Below are 17,132 nucleotides of genomic sequence, written 5' to 3'. Positions count from 1 at the left end.
ATGAGGCTATTTGTTTTACTTTTAGTTTCTGTTTCAACATTTCTATTTGCACAGGATCAGCCGAAACCTCTGCAAAAAGATCCTTATTTTACCAATAACACTCCCAAAAAGAATGCTCCGCCTGCTGAAAAAGTGAAGCACATCCATTCCGATGAATTAAGAAAGGATGATAAATACGACGGGAATAATTACTTCGTGGGAAATGTACAGTTTTCGCATCAGGGTTCTTTGCTGAATGCGGATCTTGTGATTGTGTATGAAGAGCAGAATTTCATTAAAGCAATCGGGAATGTAAAACTGCAGAACGCCGATGGTTCAGTAATTACAGCCGATGAAATGGAGTACGACGGAAATACACAAAAAGGAATTGCCCGAAAAAATGTAGTTCTTACCGATCCGAAAGGAACGGTGATAAAAACGGAAACCATGTATTACGACCGACTTTCCAATCAGGCGTATTACAACACCGGAGGAACAATTAACGACGGAAAAAGTACAACGTATTCCAAAACAGCAACCTATTTTCTGACAACCAGAACGATCGATCTTTCCGGAAGAGTGAAAATAGAAGATGCTCAGTATATTCTGGAAGGAGATAATGTGGTTCAGAATCAGAATACAAGCATCGTAAACATCAACGGACCGACAACGATCATCAACAAGAAAAATCCTAAAAACCGAATCGTTACCGATAAAGGAAATTACAATACAAATACGAAAGAAGCTTTTTTATACAAAAACTCCAGAGTGTATTACAATGATAAAATCCTTACCGGAGACGAAATGTATTACAACCAATTGTCCGGATTCGGAAAGGCGACAGGAAATGTAACACTGGATGATCCGAACGAAAGAAGATTTATAAAAGGAGGTTACGGAGAAATTTACGAAAAGAAAGATTCTGCCATGATGACCAAAAATCCGTATGCAGTAAAAGCTCTGGAAAAAGATTCGATGTATTTTGCGGCAGAAAAAATTATTTCTTTTCAAAAACCGGATCCTGAAGATATCAAGGTGAAGAAAAGTTTTCTGAGAGCATACAGAAAAGGACGTTTTTATAAATCCAATGCGCAGGGAAGAGCAGATTCCATCGCTTTCAATGAAACAGACGGAGTTCTTCACATGTACACTAATCCAATCCTTTGGAGCAACGGAAAACAGGTAACCGGAGATAAAGTTGAAGCCTATTTCAATACCCAAAAAGAAAACATAGATTCTCTGAAGGTTCTCGGAAATGCTTTTGCGATCAGCAAAGTAGATTCCCTGAATATAAAAGATGAATTCAATCAGGTGAAAGGTAAACTCATGACGGTTTATTACGGAGAAGATAACAATATCAAAGAAGCAAAAGTAATCGGAAATGCTCAGGCAATTACCTATTCCGATGATGAAAACGAGCAGACGAAGGAAAAGGAAAGAATCGGGATTTCTCTTACTTCCTGCGGTATTATTGATGCTGTTTTTGAGGAAAAAATGTTGTATGTTGTTGCCTGCAATATCGGAGCGGCATCAGATACCTATCCTATGAGTATGATAGAACCCGAAAGGCGGAAATTTCCGGATTTTAACTGGAATACAAAAGACAGGATTCTGAAATGGCAGGATATTCTCGTGGATACCCCTAATTATGAAGAAGTAAAATACGAAGCCGACAATACACTTTATAATAAAGCACAGGAAGCAGTAGAAAAAGAAAAAGCCAAAGAAGAAGCCAAAAAGCCAAAACGTGTAAGGCGATAAATTCGCATTTTTTTAACAGAATTTTTTTTAATTATAAAATATTCACCATTTTCTAAATAGGAAATGGTGATTTATTTTTACAAAATCGCCCTGAAAATAGTGGCTGCCTTATAATTTTTTAATTTTTTTTTGAATTTTTAGGTGTGTTTTATTCAAAAATCTGTGAAGCGGAAAACCTTACTGCTATTCAGTTTGTCAATTGTTGAATTGTCATTATATGTTGAATTGAGTTGTTATGTTGGTATTAAATGTAAATATTTTTTAAAGAATGTGTATTTCAATTCATTTTTTTCTATATATTTACCTAAGAATATATGAAACTATATTAATATTTTGTGATTTGGTGGTATTGCCCGCAGTTTTCTGGGGGCAATTTTTTTATTCTGTCCGTTTCATTTCGGAGTTTGCCGAATCTTTTATAGTTTTGCTAAAATTTCGGAAAATGGAAATGCAAAAGGATTTTTTTATATATCAGGCTCAGACGACAAAGTTTGCCGCAGGTTTTGAAGTAGAGAAGGCGGAAGGAAGTTATATTTATGGTAAAGACGGAAGAAAATATCTGGATTTTGTTGCAGGAGTTTCTGCCAATACTTTAGGACATTCTCATCCAAAAGTAGTTGATGCCATTAAGGAACAGGCTGAAAAATATCTTCACGTCATGGTTTACGGAGAATATGCCCAGGAAAAACCAGTCGCTTTATGTAAATTATTGGCGGAAGCTACTCCTGATCCGTTAGAAATTACTTATCTCGTAAACAGCGGCGCAGAAGCGATCGACGGAAGTCTGAAACTGGCAAAAAGATATACCGGAAGAGAAGAAATTGTCTCTTTTAAAAACTCTTACCACGGAAATACACACGGTGCGCTAAGTGTATCAGGAAACGAATTTCATAAGAGAGAATTTCGTCCGTTATTGCCAATGGTTTCCTTCATTGAATTTAACAATGAAAAAGATTTCGATAAAATTACCGAGAAAACAGCCTGTGTTATTTTAGAAACCATTCAGGGAGCGGCCGGATTTTTAGTTCCTAATGATGATTATTTAATTAAACTAAAAAAGAGATGTGAAGAAGTCGGCGCGTTATTAATTCTGGATGAAATTCAGCCGGGATTCGGAAGAACGGGAAAACTTTTTTCTTTTGAACATTTCGGCATTGTTCCGGATATTCTTGTGATGGGAAAAGGAATGGGAGGAGGAGTTCCTGTTGGTGCTTTTATGAGTTCGCGCGAAATTATGGAAACACTGTCTCATTCTCCGAAATTAGGTCATATTACGACCTTTGGAGGAAATCCGCTTATCGCAGCTTCCAGTTATGCAACTTTAAAAGAAGTTCTGGAAAGCGGTCTGATGAATGAAGTGGAAGAAAAAGAGAAATTATACAGAAGTCTTCTGGTTCATCCCAAAATAAAGAACATTAACGGAAAAGGTCTCATGTTGGCTGTAAATCTCGGATCTCCCGAATATACTTTAGACGTAGCCAAAAGATGTATGGAAAAAGGCCTCATTGTTTTCTGGCAGCTTTACAGAAATGAATATCTGAGAATCTCTCCGCCGCTTACCATTTCAAAGGAAGAAATAGAAGAAGGATGCAAAGTTATTCTTGACGTATTAAATGATTTGTAGGAAACAAAAATTATTTTTATTTTCGCACCGTTTTAAAAAAAATAATAACTAATGAAAAAAATTATTCTCGTTGCGGGATTAGGCTTTGCAACGATTTTGGGAACTCAGTCTTGCAGTTCTTCTACGGATGATTCTATCCACACAACTACCGTTACAGAAGATAAAGCTAACATTAAAAAAACAATCGACGGTTTTTACAGCAAACTGAATACAATGGATGATGGAGATCTTTCAAAATTCATTTTATATTCGATGTTTAACAATACGGCTCAGGAATTTGACGACAGTTATCTGAATAATGTGGTAGAAGGCTGGGAAAATCAGTTCGGAGAAGCCCTTATCAATAACAAGCTTCAGTTTGCCAACAGATTAGGAACTTATACTTACAACAATGCAAACGGGACCTGGACAAAAATTGCCAATTCTTCTAATGTTGTGTTGAAATTTCCGTCCGTAGCCAATTCTTCTGTAATCGACAGTGAATTAACTCTTTCATCGTACACAGATATTCAGACAAGTTACAATTCTGAGACAGTTTGGTTGCCTAAAACTTTTAATCTTGTATTGAAAAGAAGCGGAAATACGGTGTTTAGCATGGATTTATCCAATGTTACATTTGATAACAGTACGAATTTCAGTATGCCGATTAGTGCAAATATTCAGATTTTTGCTTCACCTATGACGCAGAATATTGTATGGACAAGAAACAGTGCTAAAGATTTCCAGTTTAAGTATAACAATACAATTCCTCAGGGATCTTCAAGTGAAGTAATTGCTAATGTAATCTTAAAACATTCTGATTACGCTAATATTTCTTCAAAAGACGACTTTAAAACCATTTCAGGTTCTATTAAAGAAGGAGATCTTAAGATTGTTGCAACCATGAATGTTGAAGCTCTTGCTCCGCTTGCAGATCCTACCGATGCGCAGATTAATAATAATACAAAAGGAGAAGTATTTTACTTAGGGCAAAAAATCGGAGATCTTGTTTACAAAACGGTAAATGGGGAAGGAGAGTTCTTTATCGTATATTTCGATGGATCAACGGAAAATGCAGATGTTTACATCGGTGATTTCGAGCAAAAAGTTAAAGCTATTTTTGCTAATTATCTTTAATATTTAATACAAAAAACATACATCTCAAAGGTTTCATCAGATCTTTGAGATGTTTTTTATTATGAAACGAATTATTTCAATTTTTTTGCTGGTGCTTTCTGCTTCAGTTTTCGCACAGGCTCAAAATGATAGTTTATTTGCTATTCCGAGAAATCAGGTCGGAATTAGTCTCAATAAGTTTATTAAATCTGTATTTGCATCCGATGATAACGCAATGATTATTAACTATCGGTATTCAGGGAAAAACAAATGGTCTTACAGAACAGGATTTGATTTTAAGAATGATGACAGTGAAGGCGGATATTCTCAATTCGCTTTTAAACTTGGGATCGACAGAAATCTGAAAAGATACAGAAGATGGAATTTTTATTACGGAGCAGATTATTTCTTCAGATACTCCAATTATAAAAATATCAATAAACCTCAGTATGATAATGGTTTAGGCGTGTTTTTAGGAGTTCAGTATTTTCTTTCCCCTCATTTCTCCATCTCTACAGAGCCCATGTTGTATTACAAATATATTTATGTAGTAGACCGTTCAAGTTTTCAGAAAGATAATAAAACATCATGGTCAGAAACAGGATTCGGAAGGATAGGTTTTGTAGAACTCAATTTTCATTTTTAAAATAATACAGCTCTTCATCCGAAGAGTTTTTTTGATACCACAAAACAGAAGTATTATGTTAAAAGAATAATTAAACACCTATTTAAAAATCTCTGACAAATATCATGAAGATTATGTAAAAAAATAAACACATTTTTGTGTAATAAAAAAATTAATTTATATATTGCGGGACGATTAAAACAAAGATTATATGGCTAAACATAAAGTCCATTACGAATTTCCAATGCATTGTTTATCAGAGATATTGTACGAATATCTGGCAACTGCAGAGGGGTTGTCTGAATGGTTTGCAGATGAGGTAACAGAGAAAGGTGATGATTTCTTTTTCAGTTGGGGTGGAGGTCCTTCTGAGAAGGCTACTTTAATCAGATATAAGCCTGAAGGTTTTGTGCGTTTCAGATGGGAGGAAGACGAAGGAACCAAAAATTTCTTTGAAATGACGATCACCATTGATGATATTACAGAAGACCTGTCTCTTAATATTACAGATTTCTGCGAAGAAGGCGATGAGGAAGAAAATGCAATGTATTGGGAAAATCTTATCGAAAATCTTAGAATTAAATTAGGAGCTGCCTAAATAAATGTAGGCAATGCCGAATAATAAAACTGATGAACGATTTATCGTTCATTATTTTTTTATAAACAAATCAGATTACATTGGAAAATCAATATTTTACATCAGACGAAATCAACGTGAAGAACAGAGCCTTTCTTTTGGGCGATGCAGTGAAGGTTTCTTTTTTTATAAGAAACGGAAAATTAATCATGGATGAAGAATGCTATTTCTTCCTGATGGCTTCCATGAGAAAAATGAGGCTGAATATTCCATTAACCTACACACTTGAATTTTTTCAGACATTATTTCAGAAAGAAGTTATTGAAGGGAAAAATATTCAGAATGCAATCATAAATTTTCAGGTTTTCAGAAATTCAGACGGAATTACTTTGTCTAAATCCTCAGTTTCCTATTTTTATGAGATTACCGAGACTGAAGATGTACTATCGTTGCACAAAAGAAATCTTGAACTGGATCTGATTAAGGAAATAAACGTTAATAACAACCTTTTAAGCAACATAAGGGTTCACAGCCCGGAAAATATTTACGGAGGGATTTACGCACAGGAAAATGACCTTGATGACGTTATCCTTTTAAACCCGAATAAAAGAATTGCGCGTACAACTTTCGGGAATCTTTTGTTTTTGGAAGGCGATGTGATCAAAATCCCGAAACAGACGGAAGGAGCTTACATTTCGCCGCTTATGGAAAATTTTGTAACGTTTTTGCATAAAAATAATCTTGCAGACATACAGGAACACGAGATCATCGCGTTTGAGTCTCAGAAAGCCGAAGAAATTTTACTGATTTCAGATGAAAAAGGGATATTTTCTGTGGGGAAAATAAGAAATAAAACTTTCGGAAATCACAAGTTTTCTGAACTGATTAAAAGCTGGAAAGAAAGTTTTTAATATGAAAATTGACAAACCCGGTAAACAACAAAGTTCCGAAAGTCCTTTACCGGGTTTTATTCTGAATGAATCAGAATTTGTATCTTTATTTAGTATTCTCTGAAAATTTCAGAAAATTTCTGAGCAATTTCTTTCTGACCTTTCTCGCTGGTCAGATATTCCCTGTCTTTTGTATTATTGATATATCCGAGTTCCATTAAAACGGTCGGAGCTTTAGATTCTCTTAAAATATGAAGATTTTTCTCTTCAATTTTTAACGTGTTGAATTTCTTTGAAATCCGGTCAGCAAGCTTTTTTGAACCCTCGGTATTCTGCGTGTAGAGTTCAGCTCCCTGTTCAGTAGATTGAGGCTTCGGACTGCTGTTTACGTGAAGTGAGATAACCATTTCAGGATTCAGCTTATTGATAAGAGTTGTTCTGTCTGATAACTGACTGTACGTATCGTTATCTCTCGTTAAAATTACCTCGTATTCATCCTGAGAATTATTGAATTTTTGAATCTCTTTTCCGATGTTCAGAACAATATCCTTTTCATAAATTCCGTATCTGTTGGCTCCCATATCATTTCCGCCGTGTCCTGCATCAACAATGATCAGTTTTTTATCAACGGGAGTGAAAGATAGAAATGCAGTGGAAAAAACGGATATTACAAGTAGTTTTGTTCCTTTCATATCACAGAGGTTTTTGGTTTAACAAATAACGGAATTTCTTTGCTTAAAATTGCTTAACGTTTTCTTAAAGTTTGTTAAATATTAACGCAATGTTAATAAATCCTTTTCCGTTAATTCAAAGAAATGTCTTCAGGGGAATTTGCCCATAAAAGATATTCTCCGCCCAGATTCTGCATGATCGATTTCCAAAGCGTCTGATCGTTGGGCAAAGTATAATCAAGGTTATAAACATCTACTACCGTCCAAAGTTTTCTCTGGATTTCGCCATCAAGCTGCAAAGCCGTCCATCCGGAATAGCCGGAAAATATTTTCACGTTATTGATGTCCAGCTCACCATTCAGAACAGAACTGATGATGTTTTCAATATCTTCGGTAAGATAAAATTCGGGGGTAATTTCGGAATAAATTTCGGTTACTTTTTTTCCTTTTACGATGAAGAAAACCTTGTCGTTTTCCACAGGACCACCATCATAAACTTCGATTTTAAAATCAAAAATATCTTTGAATTTACTACTCATCTGGCTGTTTTTTTTATTTAATATTAAACCAAATGCACCGTTCTCATTATGTTCAATAATCAAAACAACAGATCTGGAAAAAATATCGCCGGAAATGTCCGGTGTGGAAATTAATATTTTACCTTTGTAAGAGTAATTCATACTCAAATTTAATAAAAAATATTTATGGAAAACCTGCACGATAAAAGAAAAGTGTACGAGAAATCCCAACTTATTGAAAGTGAGATAAAACAAAATCCCATTGAGCAGTTTCGCGACTGGTTTCTGGAAGCCAGTGAAAATCCGAACATCTCTGAAGCCAATGCTATGGCGGTTTCTACTGTGGAAGAAGATGGTTGTCCGCGTACAAGAATGGTACTCTTAAAAGCATATACCTATGAAGGATTTATTTTTTATACCAATTACGACAGCAGAAAAGGAAAATCTATAGAAAGAACGCACAAAGCCTGTCTCCATTTTTTTTGGCCAAATCTGGAAAAGCAGATCATTATTAAAGCAGATCTGGAACGTATTGCAGAAAACCTGAGTGACGGATATTTTCATTCCAGACCGAAGGGAAGTCAGTTGGGAGCTGTGGTTTCTCCGCAAAGTCACGAAATTCCGAACCGTGAATTTTTGGAAAAGAAACTTAAAGAGCTGGAAGAAAAATACGAAAATACAGAAGTTCCAAGACCTGAAAACTGGGGTGGGTATATCGCCAAACCTTATGAGATAGAATTTTGGCAGGGAAGACCCAACCGGCTTCATGATAGAATTGTATATGAATTGGTTGATGGTCTCGATTGGAAAATTGCAAGATTGGCTCCTTAAATCTCAAAACAGATCAATAAAAAAACCTCATCAAACGATGAGGTCTTATTTTTTCTTTAATCTGAATGATTATTTTTTCTTTTTACTTGGAGCAGGAGCGTTAGCTGAAGCAACAGCAGCAGAAAGATCTGCACCAGCTTTGAATTTAGCAACAGTTTTAGCTTCGATGTTGATTGGCTTTTTAGTCGCAGGGTTGATACCTTGTCTTGCAGCTCTTTCAGCTACTGAAAATGTTCCAAACCCTACTAAAGAAACTTTCCCGTCTTTCTTCTTTAAAGTAGTAGTAACGTTAGAGATAAATGATTCTAAAGCAGCTTTAGCTGCAACTTTAGTGATGCCGGCATCTTTTGCGATTGCGTCGATTAATTCAGACTTGTTCATAATTTTTAATATTAAAGTTAGTTCGTAATAATAGCAAATATAATACTATTTTCTAAATGTGCAATTTTTTTGCAAAAAAATAATTAATATTTTTGATTTTAAGTGAAAATGGTTAAAATATCATAATTCAGCTTTTCACGAAAAATCTACGTTGTACGTTACTAAAATCATGCCAAATGCTTATGTGTATTGACTTTAGTGAAATTGTAATATTATTTTTTACATTTATTAAATCCTAAATTTTATAGTAACTATTGATAGTTTTCATGATATGTTTGTAGATTCTGTAAATAAAATCTTCAAAAATTATGTTTAATAAAATTAAAGCTCTGGGTTTCTGCGAGTTTTAAATTCATTTTAAAAGGCGGTTTTGTAAATTATTATTAATAAATTTGCACCATGTTAATAGAAGTTTTTAAGTCTAAGATTCACAGGGTGAGAGTTACGGCTTCTGACCTTAATTATATTGGAAGTATTACGATAGATGAAGACCTTATTGAAGCGGCTGGTTTGGTAGTGGGAGAAAGGGTTTATATCGTGAATGTGAATAACGGAGAGCGTTTCGACACTTACGTGATCAAAGGAAAAAGAAAATCAGGAGAGGTTTGCCTTAATGGTCCTGCTGCAAGAAAAGTACAGAGAGATGATATCATTATTATCATTGCTTATGCACAGATGACTCCGGAAGAAGCGCAGACTTTCCAGCCGAAAATTGTTTTCCCCGACGAAAAAACAAACCTTTTGACGTAACCGGATGGAGAAAAAATCAAAAAATCCTCTGAAATCCATTCTTACAATAGTGATCTCGCTTGCTTTTGCAGGCTTTTTTTTATGGTTTGCTTTAAAGGGACTAGATTTTAAAGTGATCCAGAAATCTTTAGCAAAAGCAAATTACTGGTGGGTTTTATTTGCTGCCTGTTTTGGGATTGCAGCATACTGGTTCAGAGCAATCCGCTGGAATCTGATGCTGGAACCGATGGGACACCATATTTCAAACTCCAATTCTCTCTGGTCGATTTCTTTTGGATATCTTATGAACCTAACAATTCCAAGAAGTGGAGAAGTAGCAAGAGCAACTGCTTTGTACGGAGTGGAAAGAATTCCGGTAGACCAGTCTTTCGGGACAATTATTCTGGAAAGAGTAGTAGACTTAGTCTGTATGCTTTGCTTTTTAGGATTGACTTTGATCTTTAAAGGAGATGTAGTCTCATCGGTTTATGAAAGTTCGGGAGCCGATTTCAATCCGAATAAAATCTTTTTCATCATAGGAATTTTATTGCTGGGTGCGGTTTTATTTTTTATGTTCAAAAAAAGACTCGCCAATGTTCCTGTTTTAGATAAGATTATCAAATTTATAGACGGAATACTCGACGGTTTAACATCTGTATTCAAATTAAAGCAAAAAGGAAAATTCATTCTTTATACTTTAGGAATCTGGGTTTCCTATTATTTTGCCGCCTATTTGGTCTGTTTTGCGTTGCCGGAAACTTCCGACTTCACTTTTGATGACGGATTTCTAATTCTTGTAGTGGGAACATTCGGAATGATTATCCCCGCAAGTGGAGGAATCGGAGCTTTTAATCTCGCAATGAAATATGGTTTTATGGCTTTATTTATATCCATGGGGAAAAGCGGTGAGCTTGGAGCAGAGGTTGGTTTAACGTATTCTTTCATTTCATTGCCTTTGCAGATCTGCATCATGTTGGTCATGGGATTAATCTCAATTCCGATGCTGGCAAAAGCAAGAAATAATATTGTTGCAGAAAAAGAATTTACAGAATAATTTATCTTTTAATTAAATCTTTTGAAAATATAAAATCCGGTCATAGCGATCGGATTTTTTCAGCTCTTAATTTTACTGAATTTCAAAATTTTATGTTTTGCAATTTACATAATTTTTTGTCACAAAATATTTTGGAAATTTCCTAAAACCGCCATAACTTCGATAAACAATACATAAAACACATAGCATTATTATGGCAATTAATTTACAGAAAGGGCAAAGAATTGATCTTGGATTTACAAAAATGACCATCGGTCTCGGATGGGATCCGAATGAAGGAATGGGATATGATTTTGACCTTGATGCCTCCGCAATTATGATCGATGCGGAACGAAAACTGGTGAGTGAAGAATATTTTGTTTTTTATAATAACCTGAGTTCGCCCGATGGCGCACTCACGCATACAGGTGATGATCCGAGCGGAAAAAACAGCGACGGAGATGATGATGAATCCATCATTATTGATCTTGAAAAAGTAGATGAAAGAGTGCAGGAAATTCTCTTTGTCGTTACCATCGAAGATTTTGAAAGGAGAAAGCAGAATTTCGGACAGGTGAGAAATTCGTACATCAGAATTGTAGACAATAACACGAATATGGAAATTGCCAAATATGAACTGGACGAAGACTTCTCCATCGAAACCGGAATAGAATTCGGGAGACTGTACAAACGTGGCGGAAGCTGGAAGTTTGAAGCTTCAGGAATCGGCTACAGAGCAGATCTGGGCTTTTTCCTTGAAAAATATTACAAAGGACAAATCATTAAATAGATATGGCAATCAACTTACAAAAAGGTCAGACGATTAACCTCCGCAAAAATGAACATGGAGAAGATGCGTATGATCTTTCCTCTGTAACCATAGGTCTGGGTTGGGATGTTCGAAGATCCGGAAATTTTTTCAACCGTCTGTTCGGGATCAGCGACGGTCCGGAATATGATCTTGATGCCATCGCTTTTCTTTTAGATAAAAACGGAAAAGTGGCGGATCTCGGAATGACGGTTCCCGGAAGAAACGGAAGAGAGATCGCTTTGTATAAAAGTGATGTTATCTACTTTAATGCGATGCGGCATCCGAGCGGAAAAATATGGCTCACCGGAGATAACAGAACCGGAGCCGGAGATGGCGACGACGAACAGATTATTGTGTTGCTGGATCAGTTGGATGAACGTTATCAGAAAATCGTTTTCGTGGTTTCAATTTATCAGGGATTGTTTAACAGGCAGCATTTCGGAATGATAGAAAATGCATTTATCCGCGCGGTAGATGCAAGAGGAAGAGAAATTACAAAATTCAGTCTTTCCGGCGATGCAGGTATGAACGGAATGTGTTCTATGGTTTTTGCAGAAGTTTACCGACACAACGGCGACTGGAAATTCCGCGCTATCGGAGAACCGCACCGGACGGATAATTTTATTGAGGTTCTTGTTCCTTACACCTATAAGTAAAAAAGTATGCTGAAAATGCATACTTTTTTCTTAAAGAATTTTATTTAAACTCTCATTTAATAAATTTCTTATTTTCTTGCCAATGTGAGATTCCTGATACTTAATTCCACTTTTTTCATACGGAATTAAACTATTTTTGTAAGCTCTTTCTAGAGCATCATAATATTTTTGAGTTATCAATCCTGTAAAAATATAATTTTCATAAAGATTTTCTAAAATATGTTTTAAGGATCTTTCATTAATAAAATGATTTAAATCTATAATGTTAGTTTTATTAATACAATTTACAGCTCTTATAAAATCATCATAATATAGATTCTTATTTATAAATTCTTTATACAATTTTCCAATATATTCTGCTTTTTCAGAATCATCAGCTTCATTAATTATAAACAGTAACTTCTCACCGACTTTTGTTCTGTAATTTGGATCGTTATCAATTTTCTCTGTTTCTCTTTTTCTGTCTTCAGCTGATGTTTGTTCTAACTGCTTTAGAAATGTAAAAAGTTTCTTTATGAAAAATTTGTCTTGAATAGTAGAGATTAAATTTTTACCCTTAAAAAGTAAACCGAAAATTGGAATATCTTTAAGTAGACTATCATCAAGAATTGAGTCTAAAATTGTTTCATTTACATCTGATATTAAATCGTTAAAGTCTTTACTTTTAATTATTTGTGTTAATTCCGATTTCATAAACTTTCTATTTCAATCCGATTTTCAGTCCCATTTCCTTTTTCATATACAGCAAAACTTCTGCATTTCCTCGTGCATCATCAACCGGATGATGGGTGTGTTCTGTTTTTCGTAAATGTTTCCACTGGGCAAAAGTGTCTTTTTCTAGTCCACAATACAGATCCGCAAGTCTTCTGGAGGAAAAACCGAATGGATTTCTCCCGATGAAATGATGAAAATACCAACAGATAAACATCCAGTCGAAGCCGTTGTTATCACTAATGAAAACAGGTCTTCCTTTAGAATTTTCTTTAATCCATTCTTCAAATTTCAGCATCACTTCTTCGGGATCATCAAAATTCGTTGTTTCTTCCCGCGTGAAACCGGAAACTGCCAATGCATCCGGATTGAATTTCTCTGAAACAGGTTTCAGTTTTCCGTAAAAGATGGTTTCCAGATTTTCATCCACTAAAACGGCTCCGAAACAGATCATTGAAAAATCTCCGGGAATCGGTCCGTCTGATTCTATATCGACCATAATATAACTCATGCAATTGTATTTTAAATTTTAAAGAAACGAATATATAGAAAATTGCCTTCGGAAATTAAATATTTACAAAAGTTCAAAAAAACTTCTTTTGCCGATCTTAATTTTTATTCCTTTCTCTAATTTAATTTCTGCATTCGGATCTGTTATTTTTATATTGTTGATCTGAATTCCGCCATTTTCAATCATTCTTCGGATGAAAGATTTACTTTCGTTACTTTTCAGTTGATGGCATAATTCTGTTAAAGTCATTTTATGCTGAACATGATGGAGCGAATCCATCAAAACCGGTTCAAAAACTTTTTCTTCAAAATTTTTACTCTGGAACTGATTCATAAAAAACAACTCTGCACTTTCAGCCGATTCTGCATCATGATATTGTGTGATGATATTTTTAGCGATCAGCTTTTTAATATTCATTGGATTTTCACCGTTTAAGATATTTTGCATTAAACTTTTCTTCTCTTCGGGAGAAAAATCAGTGGTAAGCTCAATAAATTCATCAATTAAAGAATCCGGAATCGACATCGTTTTCCCGAACATTTCATTCGGCTCGTCGGTTAATCCGATGATGTTATTCAGGGATTTGCTCATTTTTTCTTTTCCATCCAAACCTTTTAGCAAAGGCATACACATCACAATCTGCGGAGATTTTCCGTGACTTTCCTGTAATTGTCGTCCCATCGTACAGTTAAAAAGCTGGTCGGTTCCGCCCATTTCAATGTCACAATTAATCTGTACAGAATCAAATCCCTGCAAAACAGGATACATTAGTTCATGTATTGCAATCGGAGTATTTTCTGAAAATCTTTTACTGAAATCATTTCTGTGCATCAGTTGCGCAACCGTCACTTTCGACATCAGTTGGATCACTTTCGAAAAATTCAGCGCATCCAGCCATTCCGAATTAAAGACAATTTTTGTTTTTTCCACATCAATCACTTTGGAGAGCTGACTGATGTACGTTTCCGCATTATGATGAACTTCTTCAGCAGTTAAAGGTTTTCTCGCCTTGTTTTTTCCTGTAGGATCGCCAATTCTTGCGGTAAAACTTCCGACAATGATTACAATCTGGTGTCCCAGATCCTGAAACTGTCTCAGTTTTTTCAAAACAACTGCATGTCCCAGATGCAGATCCGGAGCAGTGGGATCAAACCCAAGTTTGATGATTAACTTTCTGTTTTCTTTTTCGGCTTGCTGAATTTTCTCTTCCAGTCCGTTTTCCGGCAGAATGATTTCTACATTTTCTTTTAATTTTCTGATCATATTTTTAATTTTTAAGCATGAAAAAACCCGAACAAAAACTGTCCGGGTTCTATGATATTTTTAGATTAAATTTCTACTGAATATGGTTATAGAAGTCTTCCCGAACGGTTATCCGGGTAATAATAATTACTGAAAAAAGGAAGACGCAATAGGTTATTTAAGTGCTTCATGAATGCAAATATAGAATTTTATTAAAAGATCATTTGTTTTTTCTTCAGAAAATCTTCAACTTTTCTTTCAAAGTCATGGAAATTCTGTACAAGAAAGGAACCGCTTCTTTTCTCTGAAAACTCTTTATCATTAAGCAGTAAATAAGTCTTTTTCAGTTGAAGGTAACAAAGCAAAACAAATTGTTTTATTTTAACTTCGAACTGAGTTTCCAGTTTAAAATTCAACTGTCCTCCGTAAGATTCTTCAAAATAATATATAGAAATAATGGCTTTATGCTGTTTATCCTTTATTCGTTTTATTTCAAATTTACATCCTCCCGGTTCGTTGTACCAGATAAATTCAGTTTCCTGTTTGTCTTGTATCAAATCCAGAACAGCATACATGATTTCAGAAAAGGGATTATTAAAAGCATGGGTGATTAAATAATTAAATTTTCTTCCATCAATATAAAGCAGAAATTCACTCCATCCGGCAGGAAGAAGGATTAAAAGCATATCCAATTCATCCGATTGGATTATTTTTTGGTTATTTCTCATGGTACTTTGCAATTTGTAAATTTAGAGAATAGTTTGAAACAAAATATCTTTTGATTTTCATTAAATTTGTGTTTCTCATTCATTTTTATCATGCACGGCAAACTTATACAGCATCTTCAGTCTTTTCATCATTTCAACACTGACGAAATCGCGCTGATTAAAGACTGTTTCGAGCCTGTAGAATATCCGAAAAATGCGATTATTGAAGAAAAGGGTAGTGTTCCGGAGCATCTGTATTATATTGTTTCCGGATATCTGAGATTGTTTCATACTGATGAAAAAGGAAACGAAATAACCACCCATATCAATTGTCCTCCCGGATTTTTTACCTCATACTTTCACTTTATCAATCAGACAAAATCGGATGAAAATGTAGAATGTATTACAGATTGTAAATTATTAAGAATTACAAAGGAAAATCTGGAAAGGCTTACGCTGAAAAGTTCTGCAATGAAAGATTTCAGTATTTCTGTTTTCCATCAGTCGATTACTTACAACGAAAACCGTTCAAAAGAACTTTCAACATTAAATGCAGAACAGCGGTATCTTCAATTGCTGAAAAATTATCCGGAAATAATTCAGTTTGTTCCTGTTCAGTATATTGCTTCTTTTCTCGGAATGAAGCCCGAAAGTCTCAGCAGAATCCGCAGAAAACTGATTAACTAACAAAAGTCAAGTGCTTTTGGAATCAGGACAGGGAACTTTGTATCATCAAAATATAATGAAAAATGATACAAGAAAAACGAAGTCTGGTTTCCGGAGCCAATGGACATTTGGGGAATAATCTGGTTAGATTGTTACTGCAAAAAGAAATTCCTGTACGGGCGACGGTAAGAAATACATCTCAAAAAAAGTGCTTTGAAGGATTAAACTGCGAAGTTGTTCAGGCAGATATTACAGATAAAGCATCTTTCGTAAAGGCTTTACAGGGAGTGGAAACTTTTTATGCCGTTGGAGCCGCATTTAAACTTTGGGCAAAAGATCCGAAAAAAGAAATTTATGACGTCAATCTGAAGGGTACAAGAAATACGATTGAAGCAGCGGCTGAAGCGGGAGTGAAAAAAATTGTCTACGTAAGTTCAATTGCTGCTCTGAATTATACCAGACTTCCGACAAAAGAAAGCTATGGTTATAATCCGGATCGTCGGGATATGTATTATAATTCTAAAAATGACGGTGAAAAGCTGGCTTTTGAACTGGCTGCAAAGTTTGGAATAGAACTGGTTTCCGTAATGCCTTCCGCGATGATCGGAGGGGAAGCTTTTCTCCCGCTGAATGTTTCTTACGGTATCTTAAAATTAATCCTGAATAAAGAAATTCCTGTTGATACAAAAATTACGCTTAATTGGATTGATGTGAAAGATGTGGCGGAAGGATGTTATCTTGCTGCACATAAAGGACGTTCAGGTGAAAGATATATTCTGGCAAATGAAGAATGTATGACGATCACAGATACAACAGCTCTGGCAAAAAGACTGTATCCGGAACTGAGCCTGAAAATTCCTCAGTCGGTCCCGAAATTTGTCCTTAAGCTGATTGCGGGAATCATGGAATTTTCGGCAATACTGAAAGGAAAAGCTCCGGTTCTGACGCGAAAGGATATTTCTATGTTTTCCGGATTACAGCAGAATTTTGATATTTCAAAGGCAAGAAATGAATTGGGCTTTGTACCGAAAAATCCTGAGACAGCAGTAAAAGAAGCACTGGATTATCTAATGAAAAACATGGAGTTCATAATAAGAGAGGCCTGAAAAAGCCT

20 protein-coding genes are annotated in these 17,132 nt (G+C 35.2%); 13 read left to right on the top strand and 7 right to left on the bottom strand.

Annotated features, from left to right (window positions below):
- The 6 genes from BW951_RS20110 (at position 1) to BW951_RS20085 (ending at position 6,572) form a co-directional block, all read left to right on the top strand.
- Positions 1-1,740 carry an OstA-like protein gene (locus tag BW951_RS20110; protein WP_076396120.1) on the top strand — a complete coding sequence of 580 codons (1,740 nt, stop codon included), beginning with the start codon at positions 1-3 and terminating at the stop codon, positions 1,738-1,740.
- Between the two features lie 448 nt (positions 1,741-2,188).
- On the top strand, positions 2,189-3,364 hold the full coding sequence (locus tag BW951_RS20105; protein WP_076396118.1) for an aspartate aminotransferase family protein: 1,176 nt from the start codon (positions 2,189-2,191) through the stop codon (positions 3,362-3,364).
- 51 nt (positions 3,365-3,415) lie between these two features.
- Positions 3,416-4,480 carry a hypothetical protein gene (locus BW951_RS20100; protein ID WP_076396093.1) on the top strand — a complete coding sequence of 355 codons (1,065 nt, stop codon included), beginning with the start codon at positions 3,416-3,418 and terminating at the stop codon, positions 4,478-4,480.
- 61 nt (positions 4,481-4,541) lie between these two features.
- Positions 4,542-5,105 carry an outer membrane beta-barrel protein gene (locus BW951_RS20095; RefSeq protein ID WP_076396091.1) on the top strand — a complete coding sequence of 188 codons (564 nt, stop codon included), beginning with the start codon at positions 4,542-4,544 and terminating at the stop codon, positions 5,103-5,105.
- A 190-nt stretch (positions 5,106-5,295) separates the two neighbouring features.
- Positions 5,296-5,682 (top strand): START-like domain-containing protein, encoded by a 387-nt coding sequence (locus BW951_RS20090; RefSeq protein ID WP_076396089.1) that lies wholly within the window; start codon positions 5,296-5,298, stop codon positions 5,680-5,682.
- 80 nt (positions 5,683-5,762) lie between these two features.
- Positions 5,763-6,572 carry an aminotransferase class IV gene (locus BW951_RS20085; RefSeq protein ID WP_139326222.1) on the top strand — a complete coding sequence of 270 codons (810 nt, stop codon included), beginning with the start codon at positions 5,763-5,765 and terminating at the stop codon, positions 6,570-6,572.
- Positions 6,573-6,661: 89 nt separating this feature from the next.
- Here BW951_RS20085 and BW951_RS20080 read toward each other — a convergent pair whose 3' ends face one another.
- Both BW951_RS20080 and BW951_RS20075 read right to left on the bottom strand, forming a co-directional pair.
- A complete protein-coding gene (locus BW951_RS20080; RefSeq protein WP_076396085.1) occupies positions 6,662-7,243 on the bottom strand; it encodes an N-acetylmuramoyl-L-alanine amidase family protein in 582 nt (193 codons plus the stop codon).
- 110 nt (positions 7,244-7,353) lie between these two features.
- Positions 7,354-7,902, bottom strand: coding sequence for a YqgE/AlgH family protein (locus tag BW951_RS20075; RefSeq protein ID WP_076396083.1), 549 nt, complete (start codon positions 7,900-7,902; stop codon positions 7,354-7,356).
- 24 nt (positions 7,903-7,926) lie between these two features.
- On the opposite strand from BW951_RS20075, the gene pdxH reads away from it, so the two are divergent.
- The gene (pdxH, locus tag BW951_RS20070; RefSeq protein ID WP_076396081.1) at positions 7,927-8,571 is read left to right on the top strand and encodes a pyridoxamine 5'-phosphate oxidase; all 645 of its coding nucleotides are present in this window, start codon (positions 7,927-7,929) and stop codon (positions 8,569-8,571) included.
- Between the two features lie 69 nt (positions 8,572-8,640).
- On the opposite strand, the gene BW951_RS20065 is transcribed toward pdxH, so the two are convergent.
- A complete protein-coding gene (locus tag BW951_RS20065) occupies positions 8,641-8,952 on the bottom strand; it encodes an HU family DNA-binding protein (protein ID WP_076396079.1) in 312 nt (103 codons plus the stop codon).
- A 399-nt stretch (positions 8,953-9,351) separates the two neighbouring features.
- Here BW951_RS20065 and panD point away from each other — a divergent pair, with 399 nt between their 5' ends.
- The 4 genes from panD (at position 9,352) to BW951_RS20045 (ending at position 12,181) form a co-directional block, all read left to right on the top strand.
- Positions 9,352-9,702, top strand: a complete 351-nt coding sequence (panD, locus tag BW951_RS20060) for an aspartate 1-decarboxylase (protein ID WP_055984500.1) — start codon at positions 9,352-9,354, stop codon at positions 9,700-9,702.
- A 4-nt stretch (positions 9,703-9,706) separates the two neighbouring features.
- Positions 9,707-10,735: a lysylphosphatidylglycerol synthase transmembrane domain-containing protein gene (locus tag BW951_RS20055; protein ID WP_076396077.1), complete on the top strand. Its 1,029-nt coding sequence runs from the start codon at positions 9,707-9,709 to the stop codon at positions 10,733-10,735.
- 193 nt (positions 10,736-10,928) lie between these two features.
- A complete protein-coding gene (locus BW951_RS20050) occupies positions 10,929-11,504 on the top strand; it encodes a TerD family protein (protein WP_076396075.1) in 576 nt (191 codons plus the stop codon).
- 2 nt (positions 11,505-11,506) lie between these two features.
- Complete coding sequence (locus tag BW951_RS20045; RefSeq protein WP_076396073.1) at positions 11,507-12,181, top strand: TerD family protein; 675 nt, start codon at positions 11,507-11,509, stop codon at positions 12,179-12,181.
- 30 nt (positions 12,182-12,211) lie between these two features.
- Here the strand turns inward: BW951_RS20045 and BW951_RS20040 are convergent, their stop codons facing one another.
- The 4 genes from BW951_RS20040 to BW951_RS20025 form a co-directional block, all read right to left on the bottom strand.
- A complete protein-coding gene (locus BW951_RS20040) occupies positions 12,212-12,874 on the bottom strand; it encodes a hypothetical protein (protein ID WP_076396071.1) in 663 nt (220 codons plus the stop codon).
- Positions 12,875-12,881: 7 nt separating this feature from the next.
- The gene (locus tag BW951_RS20035; RefSeq protein ID WP_076396069.1) at positions 12,882-13,403 is read right to left on the bottom strand and encodes a 3'-5' exonuclease; all 522 of its coding nucleotides are present in this window, start codon (positions 13,401-13,403) and stop codon (positions 12,882-12,884) included.
- 63 nt (positions 13,404-13,466) lie between these two features.
- Positions 13,467-14,666, bottom strand: coding sequence for a tyrosine--tRNA ligase (gene tyrS, locus BW951_RS20030; RefSeq protein ID WP_076396067.1), 1,200 nt, complete (start codon positions 14,664-14,666; stop codon positions 13,467-13,469).
- 191 nt (positions 14,667-14,857) lie between these two features.
- The gene (locus BW951_RS20025) at positions 14,858-15,373 is read right to left on the bottom strand and encodes a hypothetical protein (RefSeq protein ID WP_076396065.1); all 516 of its coding nucleotides are present in this window, start codon (positions 15,371-15,373) and stop codon (positions 14,858-14,860) included.
- A 90-nt stretch (positions 15,374-15,463) separates the two neighbouring features.
- Between BW951_RS20025 and BW951_RS20020 the strand changes: the two genes are divergently transcribed.
- Positions 15,464-16,039 (top strand): Crp/Fnr family transcriptional regulator, encoded by a 576-nt coding sequence (locus BW951_RS20020; RefSeq protein ID WP_076396063.1) that lies wholly within the window; start codon positions 15,464-15,466, stop codon positions 16,037-16,039.
- A 62-nt stretch (positions 16,040-16,101) separates the two neighbouring features.
- Positions 16,102-17,124, top strand: a complete 1,023-nt coding sequence (locus tag BW951_RS20015) for an NAD-dependent epimerase/dehydratase family protein (RefSeq protein WP_076396061.1) — start codon at positions 16,102-16,104, stop codon at positions 17,122-17,124.
- Positions 17,125-17,132: the final 8 nt, after the last annotated feature.

The organism is Chryseobacterium gambrini (assembly GCF_900156825.1).
In the GTDB taxonomy this organism is placed as follows: Bacteria; Bacteroidota; Bacteroidia; order Flavobacteriales; family Weeksellaceae; genus Chryseobacterium; species Chryseobacterium gambrini.
This window is presented reverse-complemented; position numbering and strand designations above follow the sequence as displayed.